Here is a 16409-nt window from a genome sequence, read left to right as displayed (position 1 = left end):
GATCGATTTATAATCTTGCATCTACGATCTCTCTGTCCAGTCTTGCCTTTATATCAAAGATAACCGATGATTCTTTTCTCAGATTATTTAAATCCAATGTTAAAAATTCATCATGAGATACAGCTAAAACAATCGCATCGTATTTTTTATCATCATTGATGCTCTCCAGCATATTGATTTTATATTTCTGTTTTACTTCTGCACGATCTACCCAGGGATCGTACATGTCTACATGCAGTCCATATTCTTTCAACTCTCTGTATACATCAACTACTTTAGTATTTCGGACATCCGGGCAGTTTTCTTTGAAGGTGACACCCAAAATCAATACATCAGCATTGCTAATGGATATGTCTTTTTTTATCATAAGTTTTAAAACCTTTGAAGCTATAAACTCGGCCATAGAGTTGTTTACTCTTCTACCACTAAGGATAACCTGTGGATGATAACCTAACTGAGAAGCTTTGTGCGCCAGATAATACGGATCTACTGAGATACAATGTCCGCCAACAAGTCCTGGTTTATATTTCAGGAAATTGAATTTTGTGCCTGCAGCTTCCAATACATCATTTGTATCAATTCCAACTCTGTCGAATATCAAAGCCAGTTCATTGACAAAAGAAATATTAATGTCCCGCTGTGCATTTTCAATAGCCTTAGAAGCTTCAGCTACTTTTATATTTGCAGCTTTATGGGTTCCAGCTTTTATAATTTTTTTGTAAAGAGCATCTATTGTGTCGGCAATTTCCGGAGTGGAGCCTGATGTTACTTTTTTTATAGTCGTCAGTGTATTTACTTTATCTCCCGGCACAATTCTTTCGGGTGAATAGCCTACAAAAAAGTCTTCATTAAATTTTAATCCCGAAATCTTTTCCAGAACCGGAACACAGTCTTCTTCCGTACAGCCGGGATATACTGTGGATTCATAGATTATAATGTCTCCTTTCTTTAAAATCTCCGCCAACATTTTGGTTGCATTCAGCAAAGGTCCGAGATCGGGGGCATTGAATTTATCAATAGGAGTAGGAACAGTAACGATGTAAACATTAGCATCTTTAATTGTATCCAGTGAAGAAGATGCAATATATCCTTTAGAAAAACCAGAAGCATTTGCTTCATTAATTACTTCAGAAAGTAAAGTAAGGTCAGCTTCCAGTGTATGATCTTTACCGGAATTAAGTTCTTGTACCCTGTTTGTATTAATATCGAATCCGTATACCGGAAAATGCTTCGCGAACTCCAATGCCAAAGGTAATCCCACATATCCTTGTCCTATAACAGCTATTCGGTGATTGTTCATAATTATAATCTTCTTTTATTTTTGTCCGGAATTGTAACAAATTTAGCTACGCCGGATGATGTTATGCTTATTGTATTCAGCACAATACCACAGTTATTATAACTTGTTTTAATCTATAATTTTCGGGTGAGCTGAGTGGGGGAGGCTAATGAATTTTTCAGCCTTTAATAAATTTCTTTCGGTATTATAACGCTGAAATTGTCTGTTTCGTATGCAGTGGCATTAAAAAACATTATTTTTTTCTGATTTTTCAAAAGAAATAAAATAAAAAATACAAAGTTAATTGGGTTGTAATGTTTTGAAAATCTTTGAAATAAAGTATTTAAGCTGAGCGGTCACCAACAAACTGAAAATATTGAATATTCCGGAAATATTGATTTTAAAGACAAAATGGCATAATGTTTTCATTAGAGCAGCAATAAATAACGAAAAATAACGTTATCATACTGTATGGATTCTGATCATACTTTTTGGTTTCCTTCATGATAATACTGATCAATTAATACATGATATAAAACTATTCTCTTCTGTTTTGCTAAAAGTTTAAACCTTTTATTCTGCCTTAGAATAAGGCTTTTTCAGCAAAATAAGAGTGCGCAGGTTCTTTTTGGAAACCTTGCTTCCAATTTCAAAAGTTGAAATAATAAATTATTGGATACTGATATTCCGTTTAATCAAAAAAATAAGGAATAGCAGTAGGGAATTTTTTTATAGAATGTATGAAAGAAACACAAACACTACACGTTAAGAAGAATGTTGTACCAAAATCAGCATTAATTCGCCAGAAAGAAGATTTTGTACCCGTCAAAAAGGGGAGGTTTGGAACCATAGAATATGGTATCCTTGCAGTGACGTTTATATTGTTGTTCAGTTCAATATATGCCGTATACTTATTACAACCAGAGTTCGAGCACCTGCACTGGGAACAGATGAACAGTTCCATTGGGGTAGTAGTCATTGGAACAGGCTTATTTCTGTTAAGTGTTGCGGTGTGCTTTTTGGTCTATTTACTTGTTTTATACATTCGGTATAAACCCGTTGCTTCTGTATCAGACGATCTGCTGCCTACCTGTACTATTATTGTTCCGGCTTACAATGAAGGAAAGCTTGTATATGAGACACTTCATAGCTTAGCGAGCAGTGATTATCCTGAGGAAAAAGTACAGATTATTGCTGTGGACGATGGCAGTAAAGATGATACCTGGACATGGATTAAGAAAGCCAAAGAAGAATTGGGTGACAGAGTAATGGCCTATCAACAACCTCGTAATATGGGGAAAAGACATGCCTTACACCGTGGATTCCAGTTGGGTACCGGGGAAATATTTATTACCGTAGACAGTGATTCTATTGTGAAAAAAGATACGATCCGTAATATGACAAGCCCGTTCGTAGTCAATAAAAAATGTGGCGGAGTAGCAGGCAATGTACGTGTACTGAACAATGAGAAGGAACTGATTCCGAGAATGCTTAATGTAAACTTTGTATTCAGTTTTGAATTTGTCCGTTCCGCGCAGAGTATGCTTGGATCCGTAATGTGTACACCAGGAGCTTTGGCCGCATACCGCAGAGAGCAGGTAATGAACTGTCTGGATGAATGGGTGAACCAGACATTTATGGGACGTCCGTCTGATATAGGGGAGGACAGAGCCATGACGAATATGATCCTGAAACAAGGTTATCATATCTTATTCCAGAGAAATGCATATGTATATACGAATATTCCTAAACGATATAAAAACCTGTATAAGATGTTTATCCGTTGGGAACGTAGTAATGTGCGTGAAAATATAATGATGAGCAAGTTTGCTTTTGGAGATTTCCGTGAAGGACCAAAAGTAGGGACCAGAATATTATTGTGTATGCAGTGGCTAAAGCTGGTTATGTCTTATCCTTTAATGTTATTAATGCTATGGTTTATTATTAATCATACCATGTTATTCATTAGTTCAACATTACTGGGCATACTGATTTTCTCCAGTGTACAGGCCTTCTTCTTTGCGAAGAGAAATAAAAATACACCTGAAGCCTTCTGGGCCTATACCTATAGTATTTTCTATGCCTTTACGCTTTTCTGGATTACACCATACGCTATTGCTACAGCAAGCAAAAGTGGCTGGTTGACCCGTGAATTGGCGGTGAAAGAATCGTAACCAAAAAAATATTAAAAAATAGAACGCCCCTGTAATTTTCATTGCAGGGGCGTTCTATTTTTAGTCTGCTAATTCTGTATATTTTGAAACATATATATGTCATATATTTGTTTTAAAATCACCAATAACCACCAGAAAACAAATATTTAACCATGAAGAATACTGTACGTTGTGCTTTAATCATTCTTTTTACTATTTCATTTTCCAATGTCAGAGCTCAGAAGCAGCCTAATATTATTGTTGTATTGACAGATGATATGGGATATGCAGACATTGGTGCTTATGGAAATCCTGTTATTAAAACGCCATTTTTAGACCGGATGTCAAGGAATGGGTTAATGGCAACTAATTATGTTGTCAGCAGTCCCACTTGTACCCCTTCCAGGGCCTCTTTGCTTACTGGCCGTTATTCGTCCCGTTATGATTTACCATGGCCTATAGCGCCGGGATCTAAGCAAGGCTTACCGGATGATGAAGTAACAATTGCAGAAATGCTGAAATCAAACGGTTATAATACCGGGATGGTTGGAAAGTGGCATTTGGGAGATCAGAAAGCTGAGAATAAGCCAAACGGACAAGGATTTGACTTCTATTACGGAATATTATACAGTCACGATTATAAGGCTCCCTATGTAAATACGGACATTCCGATCAGAATGTTCAGAAATACCAAAGTTGAGATTGAGAAACCTGCAGATTCTCTTCTTACTCGTTTGTATACCAAAGAATCAATTAATTATATAAGACAGCAGAAAAAAGATAAACCGTTTTTCTTGTATCTGGCGCACAATATGCCGCATTTACCTGTGTATTATGCTGCACAGTCTTCTTCCTTGAAAAATAAAAAAGGCGGGGCACTTGGTGCTGTAATTACTGAAATGGATGAAGGCCTGGCTGCGATATGGAAAGTATTGGAAGAAAAAGGTATGGCAGATAATACGATTTTTGTGTTTTCCAGTGACAACGGACCTTGGACGAATTTTCCTGAAAGAATGGAAGGGGATGGTGTAACTATCGTTTCTCATGTAGGAAGTGCAGGAGTTTTCAGAGGTTCTAAAGCCTGGTCGTATGAGGGTGGAGCCCGCGTTCCGTTTATTGTATATTGGAAAAATAAGATTAAACCGGGAACTGTTTTAAGCAGTGCTATAAGCAATCTGGATTTATTACCGACGATTGCCAAGTGGACCAACAGTCCCTTTCCAAAGAATAGAGAACTGGACGGACAGGATATCAGTCAGCTTTTAGAAAGTAAAGTAAAAGAATCTGCTTACAGCCATCGTCCAATATTTATTGTAAATGGAAGTACAAAGCCTGAGGCGGTAAAATATGGCAACTGGAAGTACAGAGAAGTTCCGGATCTTAAGCATCCCCGAACGGAAGCTATAGTACCAGCCACTACAGAACTTTTTAATCTGGATGAAGATCCAAAGGAAAGTGTAAATCTAATCGCTAAATATCCCGAAAAAGTAAAAGAAATGAAACAGATATTTGACAGTTTTAAAGCAGTTGGGAAATAAAGAAAATAAATAAGACTCTTACACATTTTGTAAGAGTCTTATTTTAATGTTATTTCTCTATTTTAATAAGTTTTCCTGTTGCCTTATCAAAAGTCATTGTGGTATTAGGACCACCATAAAAGAGAGTGAGTATAATTGTACGATCTGTATCTTTTTGCAGGATGAGGTCTTTTGAGTTTCGGATACTTACCTCCAGATTTCTGTCCCGCAATTCGGAATCAGTGCACTGAATAATTTGTTTTTCGAACAATCCTTTTTTCTCTACAATCTGTAACATGGGTGGTACCATTACACTGTAGGAAACAATCTGTGCCCGATAGTTTTCATTTAAATCTTTATTCATCCATAATCCGGCTGGTGTTGATGAAAAGATAAAAGCATAAAAGAACAATCCCATAGGCAGCATGCTTAGTATGAAGGCAAGGATTATAGCGCCTAAAAATAATTTGGCTAATAGCTTTTTCCAGTAAACAATTATGACGAAAATACTTCCGAAGAACCATAACCAGAAAAGAATAATATCTGCATAATAACCCCGTAGGCTAATCTTATAAAGAAAGTAAACAGCAATATCTGCTACTAATAGCAAAGAAAGTGTAAAGTATATTTTTAACAGATATTTCTTCATGTAACTGGTGATTTAGATTGTATGCAATATAGTAATACTGGCGGATAAGTTAATCTGTCTATATACTTCTGTTTCTGTATTATTAAGAGCCAATTATAACCACTAAACGTTTTCCACCATCAATATTCATATCCCATGCTTTTTCGACATCATTAATCATAACACTTATAGTTTCACATTTTAATTTGCCATCAGCTGCCAGCTGAAACATTTCGGGAAGTATTTCATTAATTAGTAATTTCATTTCGTCTGGTGTCCAGCTTCCTAAACCTGAACCTGAGATCTGTATATCGGTACTGCGCAGAATAGAGGACGATAGCGTCATATTATCATTTATCATACCGCCAACAGTTACATAGCGTGTTCTATGAGAGAAGCCTCCATTTCCTTTTATTGCAGATAAAATTAATTCAGCACTATGTCCCCATAAATAATCAATTACAACGTCGAATGGACTTTGTTGATGCAAAAATTTTATTTGTGAGATGATGGCATCATCGTCCTGTTTAAGTACAATAATATCATCAGCACCCAAGGCTAATAATTCTTTTAGTGTTTCCTCATTCCGGCCAGTGACAATAACTTTTTTTGCGCCATAATGTTTCGCTATCTGTACTGCAATTTTTCCGGTAACACCTGTGGCACCATTTATTAAAACGGTTTCATTTTTTTGTAAGCTGGCTCTGAAGCGTAAAGCCATTGCCGATCCCATTACAGCATTAGGAAGAGCTGCGGCTGTTTCGTCACTGATTCCGTCGGGTAATTTTACTATTTTATCTTTTTCAATAATTGCTTTTTCTGCAATCATTCCGCTTGCACCAATTCCGTACACGCGTGTTCCGTCTTCAAGTATCCCCACACCGTCTCCGCCTACTACTTTGGCAATAAAAGTTTCGTTCTGAACAGAATAGTGCTTCCCGCTTGCGCGCATTTTGTCGAGGTTCTTAACTGCTGATGCCTTTACATGTATCAAAACTTCGTTTTCATTTTGTACTACAGGCTCTGCAAAGTCTTCTACATATGCAGGGCGTGCTCCTTTTGATAATACAACTGCTGCTTTCATATTTTAAATTTATAGAACAAAATTAGAATAGGATCTTTTTGCAGGCGATAACATTTGTTACTAAATACAGGTTACTCTTTATTTTTAAGCAGCTTATTCTTTATACGGCTTAAATGTACTGTTGTAATGCCCAGATAAGAAGCAATATAATGTTGGGGAACACGTTGTATGATTTCAGGTCTTTCTTTTATTAGATCGAGATAACGCTGTTGTGGTGTATATTTTATAGATGAAATGAAATACTTCATATAGTCAAATGTCCGGTCGAATATTTTATCGATAAACATATCTCTCAAATACGGAATTTCTTTAATTTCTTCCAGCATTCCGTTTAAATCATCCTTGTGTATCCACCATAGTGTACTTGGTTCTATTGTTTCCAGAGTAGCAGGACTGGGAATATTTTTTCTAAAGCTCTCAATGGATGCTACGACATTTTCTTCAAAAAAGAATTGTGAAGTAATATCTTTTCCGTCATGATTGAAACATACTCTGATACAGCCTTTTTCGATGAAGAAAAGTTTCTTTGACACCTCGCCTTCATTTAGAAGTATGGTTTTAGCAGGAACCTTCACCTTATTAAAATAATTGGTATACCTGTTCCACTTTTCGTCGTCTAACCGGAATTTATCTCTGAATTGATCGAACATTCTTTTTCTGCTTTTTGTAGACCAGATGTAATATAAAAATAATGATAAATACACCAGCCAGCCAGCACCCTATTAGTTGAAAAAATACCAGGGTAAACTCTGCACTGTCACCTATACAGTCTATCTTATAACCCCATATTGTAGTTGCATCTTCACCTTCATAGGCGTTTTTACAGGCATAGTATTCCGGAAGAACTAATAAAAAGTCAAAAGCCAGCAATAGTATACCAATAAAAACAAGGATGTTTCTAAGGATTTTAATAGCTTTCATTGGCGTGTTATTCTGTCAGCATATTTATTTTTCAGAAACATAACAAGTTTTTTGGAGGCAGTAAACATAATCACTCCCAAAATCCAGCCGGAAGCAATTCCTGAGACAATACCCGCAATAATTGCGGTATCTGTCTGCCACCAGTTTTTTACGGTATTTATAAATAAAAATAAGATAACAGAAGCAATTGTACTGCCCAGTATAGAGACGGATATAAAAAAAGTTTTAAAACCTTTACTTAGAGACTTTTGCTGCAACCCTACCAATAATGAAGCAGAGATAATACCAGCGCTGATTAGGAAGATTACAATAAGAATAAGAAGTAACCCCAATATAATACCAATAACTCCAAGAATAAAAAATACCAATGCGCCCATTAAAAGCATAGCGACTAAAAAATCATCATCATTCCTGAATGAATCAATCAGGTAAAAATCCAATGTCAGGTAACTAAAGAGTTCTGTTAATGAGCTAATCATAATTTCAGGTATAGTTCTGTTTTTCTATATGTTATTGGGCACTGTATTTTTTGCGTAATGTATAGTCAAAAGGAATTTGCATAGAGAGGTCTTTTGCTTCCCATCTTGCACCTTCGGAGGACTGATAAAAATCGTAAGAATTTTTAAGGAAATTTTCTCCATCCGGAGCTTCCTGCCAGTCTTTTTTATCACGGTTATAAAGAAGAATCATACAGCTTACACAATTGAAATTCCCTTCGGTATTGGCATTGACATAACATTTCCCCACTTTTATATTGAGTTTCTGATTGATAATAACGTCTGTTAACCGATCTCTTGTGAATCTTATTAATGCAGCCTGTGCATCTTCATCGTCTGGTTTAATTTTGGCAACAATCAGATTTTCGAACTTAGCGTTTTTTATCCTTTCTATCTCCTGAGCCTTCACAGCAGGTGTAGCAAAGTTAGTATCTACAGGGTAAATATCTTCTTGTCGCGTAGCCTGAGCTACTTCGGTTACCTGGCTGGCTGGCACAGGATTTTCTGCTAATAATTGTTTATTTCTTTCATAATTTTCCCAATCAGCTTTTGAGTAGGTTACATATTGCTGAATTTTATATAGCAGTGTTTCATTAGGCGCCACTTTTATAAAGTTGCTGGCTAAGAGGAATAGTCCTAAGAAAATGATTACAGAAATAATAATTTTCAGTGTTTTTTTCATATAGATTGGTGTTGTATTAACTGGTCTGAATATGGCAAAAATAATATCTCAGACGTAGATTTATTTATAATTAAAAATATATGGGCTTTGGATTGTACATGATTAGGATCAGAAACCCGATTCCAAATAAAGCAATGAATGCTGATATAAAGAAAAAAGCAGCAAATAAAAGTCGCTTAGTCTTTGATGCCTGATTAATATTCCGTGGTCTGACTGCCCAAAAATAAAGAAGGAAAATAGCCATTAGAACAATTACAGAATATTTAATTCGAAATCCGCGACCGCCGGACATTTGCATAAATTGGTCTAAATCATTACGCGGAACCTGTGTAGCAAACCATAGTCCCATCATACAGAGACATAGTACAGCTGTTAAGATACGGAGTGCTAACCACATTTTAGTACTCATGAGCCTGGAATTATATTGTTTATTGCAGGATACTTCGGTTTAATGAGCAGGAGTAGCTTGCTCTGCACCTGTCTCCGAATAGCGTTGCTTATTAATTAATTTTCCGGATTTATCGTAAGTGGAAAGCCATAATTCTCCGTTAACACTCGTTACTATTTCTTTTTTCTGAACCTGTCCATTTTCATAATAGTCTTTTACATCGTTTCCCTGCTTATTTTTATAGGAACTTGTACTCAATTTCCCTTTATAGTAATAATCGTCATAGCGGATATTATTCTTTGTATACTGCTTATTTTCCGGCGTTCCGTCTTCGTTATAACTTTCGAAAAGATTGACTCCGGTGATTTCCTTTTTATTTCCGTTGGGATAGAATGCAGTATAACTCACGGTAATGTCGTTTTCTATGCCGGTTAAAGTACCATTTTCAGAATATTGTTTTGAAATACCACGGCCGAAATATTTATTTTTATCCAAAGATACCCAGCCTTCAGATTTAAGAGCCTTATTAGGATGATAGCTTTTGAAATATGCTTTTTCTTTATCCCTGCGGGCATCGAGTGCTAAGTCGGAACCATTGTACATATTGTAAGCAGTAATATGTGAATTTTCAATAGTGAAATTAAACTTTACTTGTTCCTCAGTTTCCGTTACAGTACCATTGATCAGGCCTTTTTTTATATTAATATTAGCCTTTTGTTTGCCGTTGTCAATGTTGTAGTTTCCATCTGTTAAAGCTATTGTCTTCTTATCAGAATCTTTTAAAGTCACTGTATTTATAAATGCATTTCCGGTATCTCCGGAAGTCGGAAGGTCTATTTTGATGTTGTTCAGCTTCTGTTGAGCAAAAGCAATATTGGCTGTCAGTATAAATAAGCTGAGTATTCCTGTTTTCATTTGTTTATTTTTATTCGTCTGTTTTATTGATAAATATAACAATTTTATTTGGGCTTGTTTCTGAGAATAATATGCCTTTTGTTTGTCTGCTAGTGTTATATTCAGTATCGTTTTATTTGATTTTTGCTCCTGGCTGATGATAAAGCTATTTACTCACATGCTTTCATTAATTTTTCTACCAGTTTTTGTTTTCTGTCATCCCAGCGATAACAATGCTGATTGAGTAATACCATATTATCGTTTACAACTTTATATTCTGCTGTGGTTACAATAGTTCCGGCACAGCATTGATTTCTTTCATATATTCTTTTTTTCTTCTGATCGAACTCTAAAGAGATTCCACTGAAATTACTTTCATAATACTGTTGTGTAGTTTTGTTATACAGGTAATAAATCCGGGAAGTATTTGGACCTGCATAGCTGGCTTCAAATATAGAAAGGTCTTCAATTCCGTCGAAGTTATAATCATCGATGCTAATATTATCCAATCCTAAAAGTGAACATTCTACATCAAGTTTTTGTAGCAGTTTGTCGCTCCGCTTTTCATATACTTTTACAGCAGTAATTATAGGATAATATCTGTCCTTTTCTTTAGAGAGGACGACTTTAAAGTATTTATCTTTTGTAGATTCCGGCTGTAATAATTCCCTGTCTGTCCACTGTATATTTTCACCATTCTCTATCGAATATTTTTTTGTCAGGGTAATTTTGAGTTCTTTTTTTGTTATTGTATTTTTCCAGATGCCTGTTATGACATTTTTATCAGTTGTATAGTTTTCAAACATCAGCGTAGCCTTTGTTTGTTTTCCTTCTTTTTCGCTGAAAATAAGCTTTCCGTTTTTAATGACACCATTATTTAACCGGATAGGTTCATCGAAATTGGTATAGGAATAGACAGCATCTGCCGTGGCGGAGCTTGGATCTATGACCATTTCAACAGGATATTCACCAATAAATCCCATATACACGGTTTGCGCAGCTAATCTACCAGTAACAATAACGAAAGAAACTAAAAGTATTATTTTATTCATACTACTTACGTTTTTTTGTCAGAGGCTCAAATGTGAAATCCTGAGTGAATCCGGAACCATGTTTACCAATCAGCTGATTGTTTTTGACATATAATATATTTCCGGAGATAAAAGGCTGATTCTCGTAATTAAGTTTCTCAACTTTAATCTGATTTCCTGATAGCCATCTCCATTTAGAAAATACAGATTTTCTATGTGTTTTGTTGCACTTGTATCTGACTGAAACAATTTCTACTATATCCTTCTTAAAATGAAGTTCCATTTCATCGGTGTGTCCTGCACATGGATCTGGCAGCGTAGTTTCCACACACAAGCTTGTAATAAAACCGGTGAAGGACTTTCCCTCCATATTGATTTTGGACTGAGCTGTAGACAGCACGGTACCAAGAATTATAGCTATAATTATAAATGTCCTTTGTTTCATGTGATAATTTTGTGTCTAAAAATGATTGGCATTAATGTGCTTTTTATTTGGCTTTCCTTATTTCAAACCATTCCTGTATCTGATTGTTTGTCTTATTTCCTGAAAGCGAAAGGGTTTTGTTGATGTTACAGACCTTATCCTCCTTTTGCATTACTATCGTTATTTTAGTCTGATCTTTGTCACTGGTATATACACTATCCATGAGCTTCCATCCCAATTTTTGAAGTGCATTTTTTACCAGAATACTATCCGATGTGTCCAATTTATTTTTCATGTAATTAACTTCTTTTCTTTCCACAATAAACCACTGTGTATCTACTGCTTCGGAATTGATGAGATCAACCGCCGCATTTAGATCAAGATTAGGATTAAAGCAGCTAATTGGATCATTAGTAAATTTAATCGGATGTAATATGGGTTGTTTTACTGTTGTTTCTATTGGAATTTCCTGAAGTTCGTTTTTATTTAATTCAGAAACTTCATCTTTCTTTGTAGAGTTGAGATTAGAGTCTTGCTTGACCACAGGTGTCATTGTTTGTTTCTTATTAGTGTTGCTAACTGTTTTATCCTTGCAACAAACGATACACAAGAGTATGGGGATTAATCTCAAAGTTTTCATTACTGTATTATATTTATATAAACCGAAATTGTTGTTTATTCTTCTACAGGATCGAAATTAGAAAAGAAAACGGCACCATCATTCGATTTATAAGCCTCCTTTTTTAGCAAAATTTCTTTCTTGTTTTTAATTTTATAGCTGTAAATACTGTCATTAGAAAATTCAACTTTACCAAAACCCTCCAATTTGTTTTGTTTAATATGCAGGAAGTAAGTAGCATTGCCACCGTAGAACATATATGATGTAATACAATTTCTTCGGGCATTATAATGTAAATTCGGGTATTCCTGAGAATTGAGAATTTCCGTTAGCTTTTGTGTTTTTGGATTAAAAATAAAGAGTTTTTCAATCTCGTTAGCACCTCTCGCAGCCTGGGCATAAGATATTTTTAAATCATTATACCCATCATTATTTAAGTCTTCATCTGTAGTTACAAACAACGGGAAATCTGTCTGCTTTTTAAATGATCCGCTTTGGATTATAGACCACTTGTTTCCGGATTTCCGAAACAGATTAAAAACAACAACCGATCCGGCCTTACTACTTTTCTGGGTAATATTTATTTTGTATTTCCGGGGCTTTATTAGGGTCTTTGAATCGGAAAAGAATTCAGTATTCTGGCCAAAACTAAAACTGAAAATGAAAAGTAATATGATAATGATTCTATTCATATATGTTTTAGCAATTGTTTTTATACATAATACTGGCAATATCCTCTTGTAGCATTGCTGCCTGCTTGTCTATATTATACATGTTGTGTTTATAGTTTCCATTTCTGGTATTGATGTTCAGTCGATAAAAAAATCCGTTGCGGCTGCGTATTTTCTCTATTTTGTAGTTTACGATATTACTACCTTTTATTGAGGTTACTTTTCCCATATTAAAAATATGCAAGGTATTTTTCTGAAAAATAAAAGGAACAGTATATTTACTCAGGGGCAGCTGTATGTCATTGTAATCTTTTAGCTTCAGGATATCACCTTCATCGAGAGAATTTAGTACAGAGATATAGCTGTTAATAAATCTGTTGATTATAAATAATACAGCTGCTAAAAAGATACTGAATATTCCGGCCATTGCTAAAGTATATTTTCCGGCATCCAACATTCTTTCATTATATCGGGATTCGCCCAATAGATCTTTACCCAGATTTGCAGTTTCTATATAAGCGTATACATAGAATATCAATGGCAGAACTGCAAAGCTTACAGAGACCAAAGAGATAATGATTTTCTTCCTTTGTCGGAGTTTTTTTATAAAAATATGGATGTATTGCTTAGTCATTATTCCGAAGTAGATATTTTAAATTTCTGAGATTCTTTATCGTAGGCAACAGATAAAGAAATATCATCGCTGGTTACAATTACGGCGTTTGGTCTTGGTGGAGCATATTCCGTCATATCTGTACGGATCTTTACTTTGTCAGAATAATTTTCTGCAAATGCAATATAAGGCTGCTTGGTTACCTCGTTGGAGCAGATAATAAGCAATCTGCTAATTTGTTTTTCGTTATTATCCATCAGTATTGCAACATCACGAATACCATCGCCATCAAAATCACCAAATGCAACACAGGACTTGGCTCTTTCTTTATTTTGTGTAATACTGTATTTGTTCCCATCACTGTAGTTTTCATTCAAGAGAATTTTTTTAACGCCCGTATAAAGAGATGAAAACGGAGGTAATGAAAAATTGGTTTTATATTCATCGAAGCGATAGCTTTCAATGAAAAAATTGGTATTTACACGATATTTGGCTGCATTGGGAAACTGAAAAGGATTCTGTAGAATTACTGTTTTGTAATCAGCATCGGATTTGCTTTCATCTACAAATACTTTGTCACCAAAATTTAGTTTACCAGATGACAGGGGTACTGTATTGGCAATGACCTGATATTCTGTATAAGGAGATTCTTCTTCACCTTCAGCACCATTATTGTCTATAGTATCTTTTGGTTTTATTAAAGAGTCATTTCTTTTTGCCAATATACTGTCTTTGCGCAAAGGCTTCTGGTTTTTGGCAGGTGCGGGTTCAGATTTTCTAAAGAAAATCAAAACGCAGGCAATGAGCAGAAGGGCTGATACACCAGAGATGAGGAATATTTTATTTTTAGTGAGGCGTTGAGGTTGTTTTTCTTCCATCGGTGTTGATATTTAATTGTCAATGTAACCGGCATTCAGGATTTTCATAATTCCGGAGCGTGCTTTTTCATTAGGCACATTTTCCATAATCATTTTTACATAGGGTACAGCTTTTATCTGTTCTTTATTTCTAAAATACAGATTGAAGATATTAAAGGTCTTCATGACCGGAGCATAAGCATCTGAAAAATCTGTAAATTCTTTGTCAGAATAGATTTTATTCTTTTCAAAAAGATCTTTAAATAATGTAATAAGATGATCCAGTTTCTTCTCATCGGCTTTTTCATTATGCTTATAGTAATCTATAATAAAGAGATGTACTGAGGATAGATACTGGTATAGTTTTATTTCACGATCATAGCCTGAAGCAAGTATTTTTCCGGAAAGCTGAAAAGCTTTTTCATAATCCTTTATTGTATTATAATTGAACCAAAACTCCTCTTTTAAGGATGGTTCATTTACAAGTGTACTGAATATTTTTGTACAGGTGTCAACCGATAGTTTATATTTACCACAAACATTTTTATTCTCCGTAATACTCCATAAAATTACATTTCGGTAATAAGGATCATCGAGAGATTTTAAAATATTTTGAAGATCTTTAATATCTCTATTTACGTGTGACTGGTCTTTTTCTGAAGCAATCAGATTAATATAGGCTTGTAAAAAAACACCCCGTTCTTGTTGCATATCAAAATCAGCAAAAAAGCTATCGGGCTTATAATGATCAAAAAAATCCCGGAAATTTTCTACAGACTCTCTGTATCGTTCAGTATTATAATAGCATCTGCCATACAAGGATTTGTAAGCAATATCCAAGTTTGTAGTTTCAGCTGCTTTATCCATTAGCGACAGGCATTCTTCATATTTGTGCGAGTTTTGTGCCATAGAAGCAGCATTCCACAGTTGACTATTATCGAGGCGGTAGGCACGCATTGCATTTTCATATGCCTTTTCATTGTTGTCCAGATTGGAATAACAAGCAGACAGATTAGAATAATATAATGCTTTATTTTTCTTATCATCCGGTAAAGAATATAGTATAGCCAGGCTGTATTTTTCCTTGGCTTTTTCATATTTTTTCTGTGCAAAATAGGATGAGCCGCACATACTAAGCAGGTAAGTGTTTTTGTAGTCCGTTTTTAGCAGCTCTTCATATATTCCGGCAGCTTTGGCATATTCTTTATTTTCGTGAAGCCGATATGCTTCATCCTCTTTTGCGCTGGCAGTCGACTGTCCATTTACAAGAAGATTTCCTATAATAAGGAAAAAGAAAATGTAGCTGATCTTTACTCTAATACTCATCTATTAATTCACTTTTATCATTTTCCGAAACCCTTCTTTTTCTATTTTCACATAATACGGCGTGAATATCCGTCCAGAAAATTGAATATCCTTTGCTTCTTTATTTACAGTTCTTTGATATTGTTTTTCCAATATAAAATCCAGACGTTGTAAAGATGTCAGCCCCGATAGTGTATAATATATTGCATGTTCACCCTCTTTACCATTATTCTGTTGATAGGTATCAGCAATTTTTACTTTTTTATTCTTTTCAAACTCTTTTATAAAAGAGGCATCATCCTGTTTAGTATCCCATTTCGGATCACGTGGACAACATACAGAACCATAGCTGTCTGTATAGTATACCTGCAGCATGCCTTTTGGGACTTCAGGTTCAGTATAACTAATGTGTGGATGCCCGTTACCGGATATATGTGTACTGTCTGTTTTTACCTCTCCGCCATTTCGTATAATGTGATAATAATTGTTTGTAACCAAGGGTTCTATTTGTATTCCTTGCTTAGAAGCTTCTTCTGCAATTATCTTGTAGTATTTCCGGTCCGGAGCAATTAATATAAATTCATTAATGAAAGGGTAGAAGCTATTGGGCTTTTTTAATTGCTCAACCGGAATGCCAGCATTTAAGAAAAAGACATAGGTTGAATCTGGTTTTTCCTGTATTGGTATATCTATCAGGTAGTTTTCTCCAAGTTTTACCATATGCTCATCTTCTATCATAATAACATGCTTATAAGTCTTTGCCAGCCATTGGGGAGATGGTAGTGCAGTGGCAGATTGTACAGGCATCTGTTTACAGTTTGCACATGCAAGCAGAATAGAAGTATA

The 16409-nt window shown here is 35.2% G+C and carries 19 protein-coding genes; 2 read left to right on the top strand and 17 right to left on the bottom strand.

Features of this window, described 5'->3' with window-relative positions; translation table 11 throughout:
* Positions 1 to 7: 7 nt before the first annotated feature.
* Entirely contained in the window at positions 8 to 1300 is a 1293-nt protein-coding gene (locus tag ATE49_RS18230; RefSeq protein ID WP_065083256.1) for a nucleotide sugar dehydrogenase, read from the bottom strand.
* Positions 1301 to 2019: 719 nt separating this feature from the next.
* Here ATE49_RS18230 and ATE49_RS18225 point away from each other — a divergent pair.
* Both ATE49_RS18225 and ATE49_RS18220 read left to right on the top strand, forming a co-directional pair.
* Positions 2020 to 3453 (top strand): glycosyltransferase family 2 protein, encoded by a 1434-nt coding sequence (locus tag ATE49_RS18225; RefSeq protein ID WP_065083255.1) that lies wholly within the window; start codon positions 2020 to 2022, stop codon positions 3451 to 3453.
* A 152-nt stretch (positions 3454 to 3605) separates the two neighbouring features.
* A complete protein-coding gene (locus ATE49_RS18220; protein WP_065083254.1) occupies positions 3606 to 4970 on the top strand; it encodes a sulfatase-like hydrolase/transferase in 1365 nt (454 codons plus the stop codon).
* A gap of 49 nt (positions 4971 to 5019) precedes the next feature.
* Here ATE49_RS18220 and ATE49_RS18215 read toward each other — a convergent pair whose 3' ends face one another.
* The 16 genes from ATE49_RS18215 to ATE49_RS18140 all read right to left on the bottom strand — a co-directional run bounded on the left by ATE49_RS18215 (position 5020) and on the right by ATE49_RS18140 (position 16370).
* Positions 5020 to 5598, bottom strand: coding sequence for a hypothetical protein (locus ATE49_RS18215; RefSeq protein WP_065083253.1), 579 nt, complete (start codon positions 5596 to 5598; stop codon positions 5020 to 5022).
* An 82-nt stretch (positions 5599 to 5680) separates the two neighbouring features.
* Positions 5681 to 6661 carry a quinone oxidoreductase family protein gene (locus ATE49_RS18210; RefSeq protein ID WP_065083252.1) on the bottom strand — a complete coding sequence of 327 codons (981 nt, stop codon included), beginning with the start codon at positions 6659 to 6661 and terminating at the stop codon, positions 5681 to 5683.
* Between the two features lie 71 nt (positions 6662 to 6732).
* Positions 6733 to 7311 carry a Crp/Fnr family transcriptional regulator gene (locus tag ATE49_RS18205; protein WP_065083251.1) on the bottom strand — a complete coding sequence of 193 codons (579 nt, stop codon included), beginning with the start codon at positions 7309 to 7311 and terminating at the stop codon, positions 6733 to 6735.
* Complete coding sequence (locus ATE49_RS18200; protein WP_065083250.1) at positions 7289 to 7582, bottom strand: hypothetical protein; 294 nt, start codon at positions 7580 to 7582, stop codon at positions 7289 to 7291. The genes ATE49_RS18205 and ATE49_RS18200 overlap by 23 nt, the downstream gene beginning before the upstream one ends.
* The gene (locus ATE49_RS18195; protein WP_143349683.1) at positions 7579 to 8061 is read right to left on the bottom strand and encodes a hypothetical protein; all 483 of its coding nucleotides are present in this window, start codon (positions 8059 to 8061) and stop codon (positions 7579 to 7581) included. The genes ATE49_RS18200 and ATE49_RS18195 overlap by 4 nt, the downstream gene beginning before the upstream one ends.
* A gap of 31 nt (positions 8062 to 8092) precedes the next feature.
* Positions 8093 to 8761 (bottom strand): hypothetical protein, encoded by a 669-nt coding sequence (locus ATE49_RS18190; RefSeq protein ID WP_065083248.1) that lies wholly within the window; start codon positions 8759 to 8761, stop codon positions 8093 to 8095.
* Positions 8762 to 8831: 70 nt separating this feature from the next.
* Positions 8832 to 9170 carry a hypothetical protein gene (locus ATE49_RS18185; protein ID WP_223200285.1) on the bottom strand — a complete coding sequence of 113 codons (339 nt, stop codon included), beginning with the start codon at positions 9168 to 9170 and terminating at the stop codon, positions 8832 to 8834.
* Positions 9171 to 9209: 39 nt separating this feature from the next.
* Positions 9210 to 10064, bottom strand: a complete 855-nt coding sequence (locus tag ATE49_RS18180) for a hypothetical protein (protein ID WP_065083247.1) — start codon at positions 10062 to 10064, stop codon at positions 9210 to 9212.
* A gap of 149 nt (positions 10065 to 10213) precedes the next feature.
* Complete coding sequence (locus ATE49_RS18175) at positions 10214 to 11095, bottom strand: XAC2610-related protein (RefSeq protein WP_065083246.1); 882 nt, start codon at positions 11093 to 11095, stop codon at positions 10214 to 10216.
* Between the two features lies 1 nt (position 11096).
* Entirely contained in the window at positions 11097 to 11519 is a 423-nt protein-coding gene (locus tag ATE49_RS18170; protein ID WP_065083245.1) for a hypothetical protein, read from the bottom strand.
* 43 nt (positions 11520 to 11562) lie between these two features.
* Positions 11563 to 12138: a hypothetical protein gene (locus tag ATE49_RS18165; protein ID WP_143349684.1), complete on the bottom strand. Its 576-nt coding sequence runs from the start codon at positions 12136 to 12138 to the stop codon at positions 11563 to 11565.
* 35 nt (positions 12139 to 12173) lie between these two features.
* Complete coding sequence (locus ATE49_RS18160; RefSeq protein ID WP_065083243.1) at positions 12174 to 12809, bottom strand: XAC2610-related protein; 636 nt, start codon at positions 12807 to 12809, stop codon at positions 12174 to 12176.
* 7 nt (positions 12810 to 12816) lie between these two features.
* Complete coding sequence (locus ATE49_RS18155) at positions 12817 to 13422, bottom strand: hypothetical protein (RefSeq protein WP_065083242.1); 606 nt, start codon at positions 13420 to 13422, stop codon at positions 12817 to 12819.
* The gene (locus tag ATE49_RS18150; RefSeq protein ID WP_065083241.1) at positions 13422 to 14279 is read right to left on the bottom strand and encodes a hypothetical protein; all 858 of its coding nucleotides are present in this window, start codon (positions 14277 to 14279) and stop codon (positions 13422 to 13424) included. The genes ATE49_RS18155 and ATE49_RS18150 overlap by 1 nt, the downstream gene beginning before the upstream one ends.
* A 12-nt stretch (positions 14280 to 14291) precedes the next feature.
* Complete coding sequence (locus tag ATE49_RS18145) at positions 14292 to 15584, bottom strand: tetratricopeptide repeat protein (RefSeq protein WP_065083240.1); 1293 nt, start codon at positions 15582 to 15584, stop codon at positions 14292 to 14294.
* 3 nt (positions 15585 to 15587) lie between these two features.
* Entirely contained in the window at positions 15588 to 16370 is a 783-nt protein-coding gene (locus ATE49_RS18140) for a hypothetical protein (RefSeq protein WP_260256199.1), read from the bottom strand.
* Between the last annotated feature and the right edge of the window lie 39 nt (positions 16371 to 16409).

The organism is Elizabethkingia miricola, assembly GCF_001675285.1.
GTDB classification, from domain to species: domain Bacteria; phylum Bacteroidota; class Bacteroidia; order Flavobacteriales; family Weeksellaceae; genus Elizabethkingia; species Elizabethkingia miricola.
The sequence above is the reverse complement of the archived record's forward strand: the minus strand, read 5'-3'. Positions and strand labels throughout refer to the sequence as shown.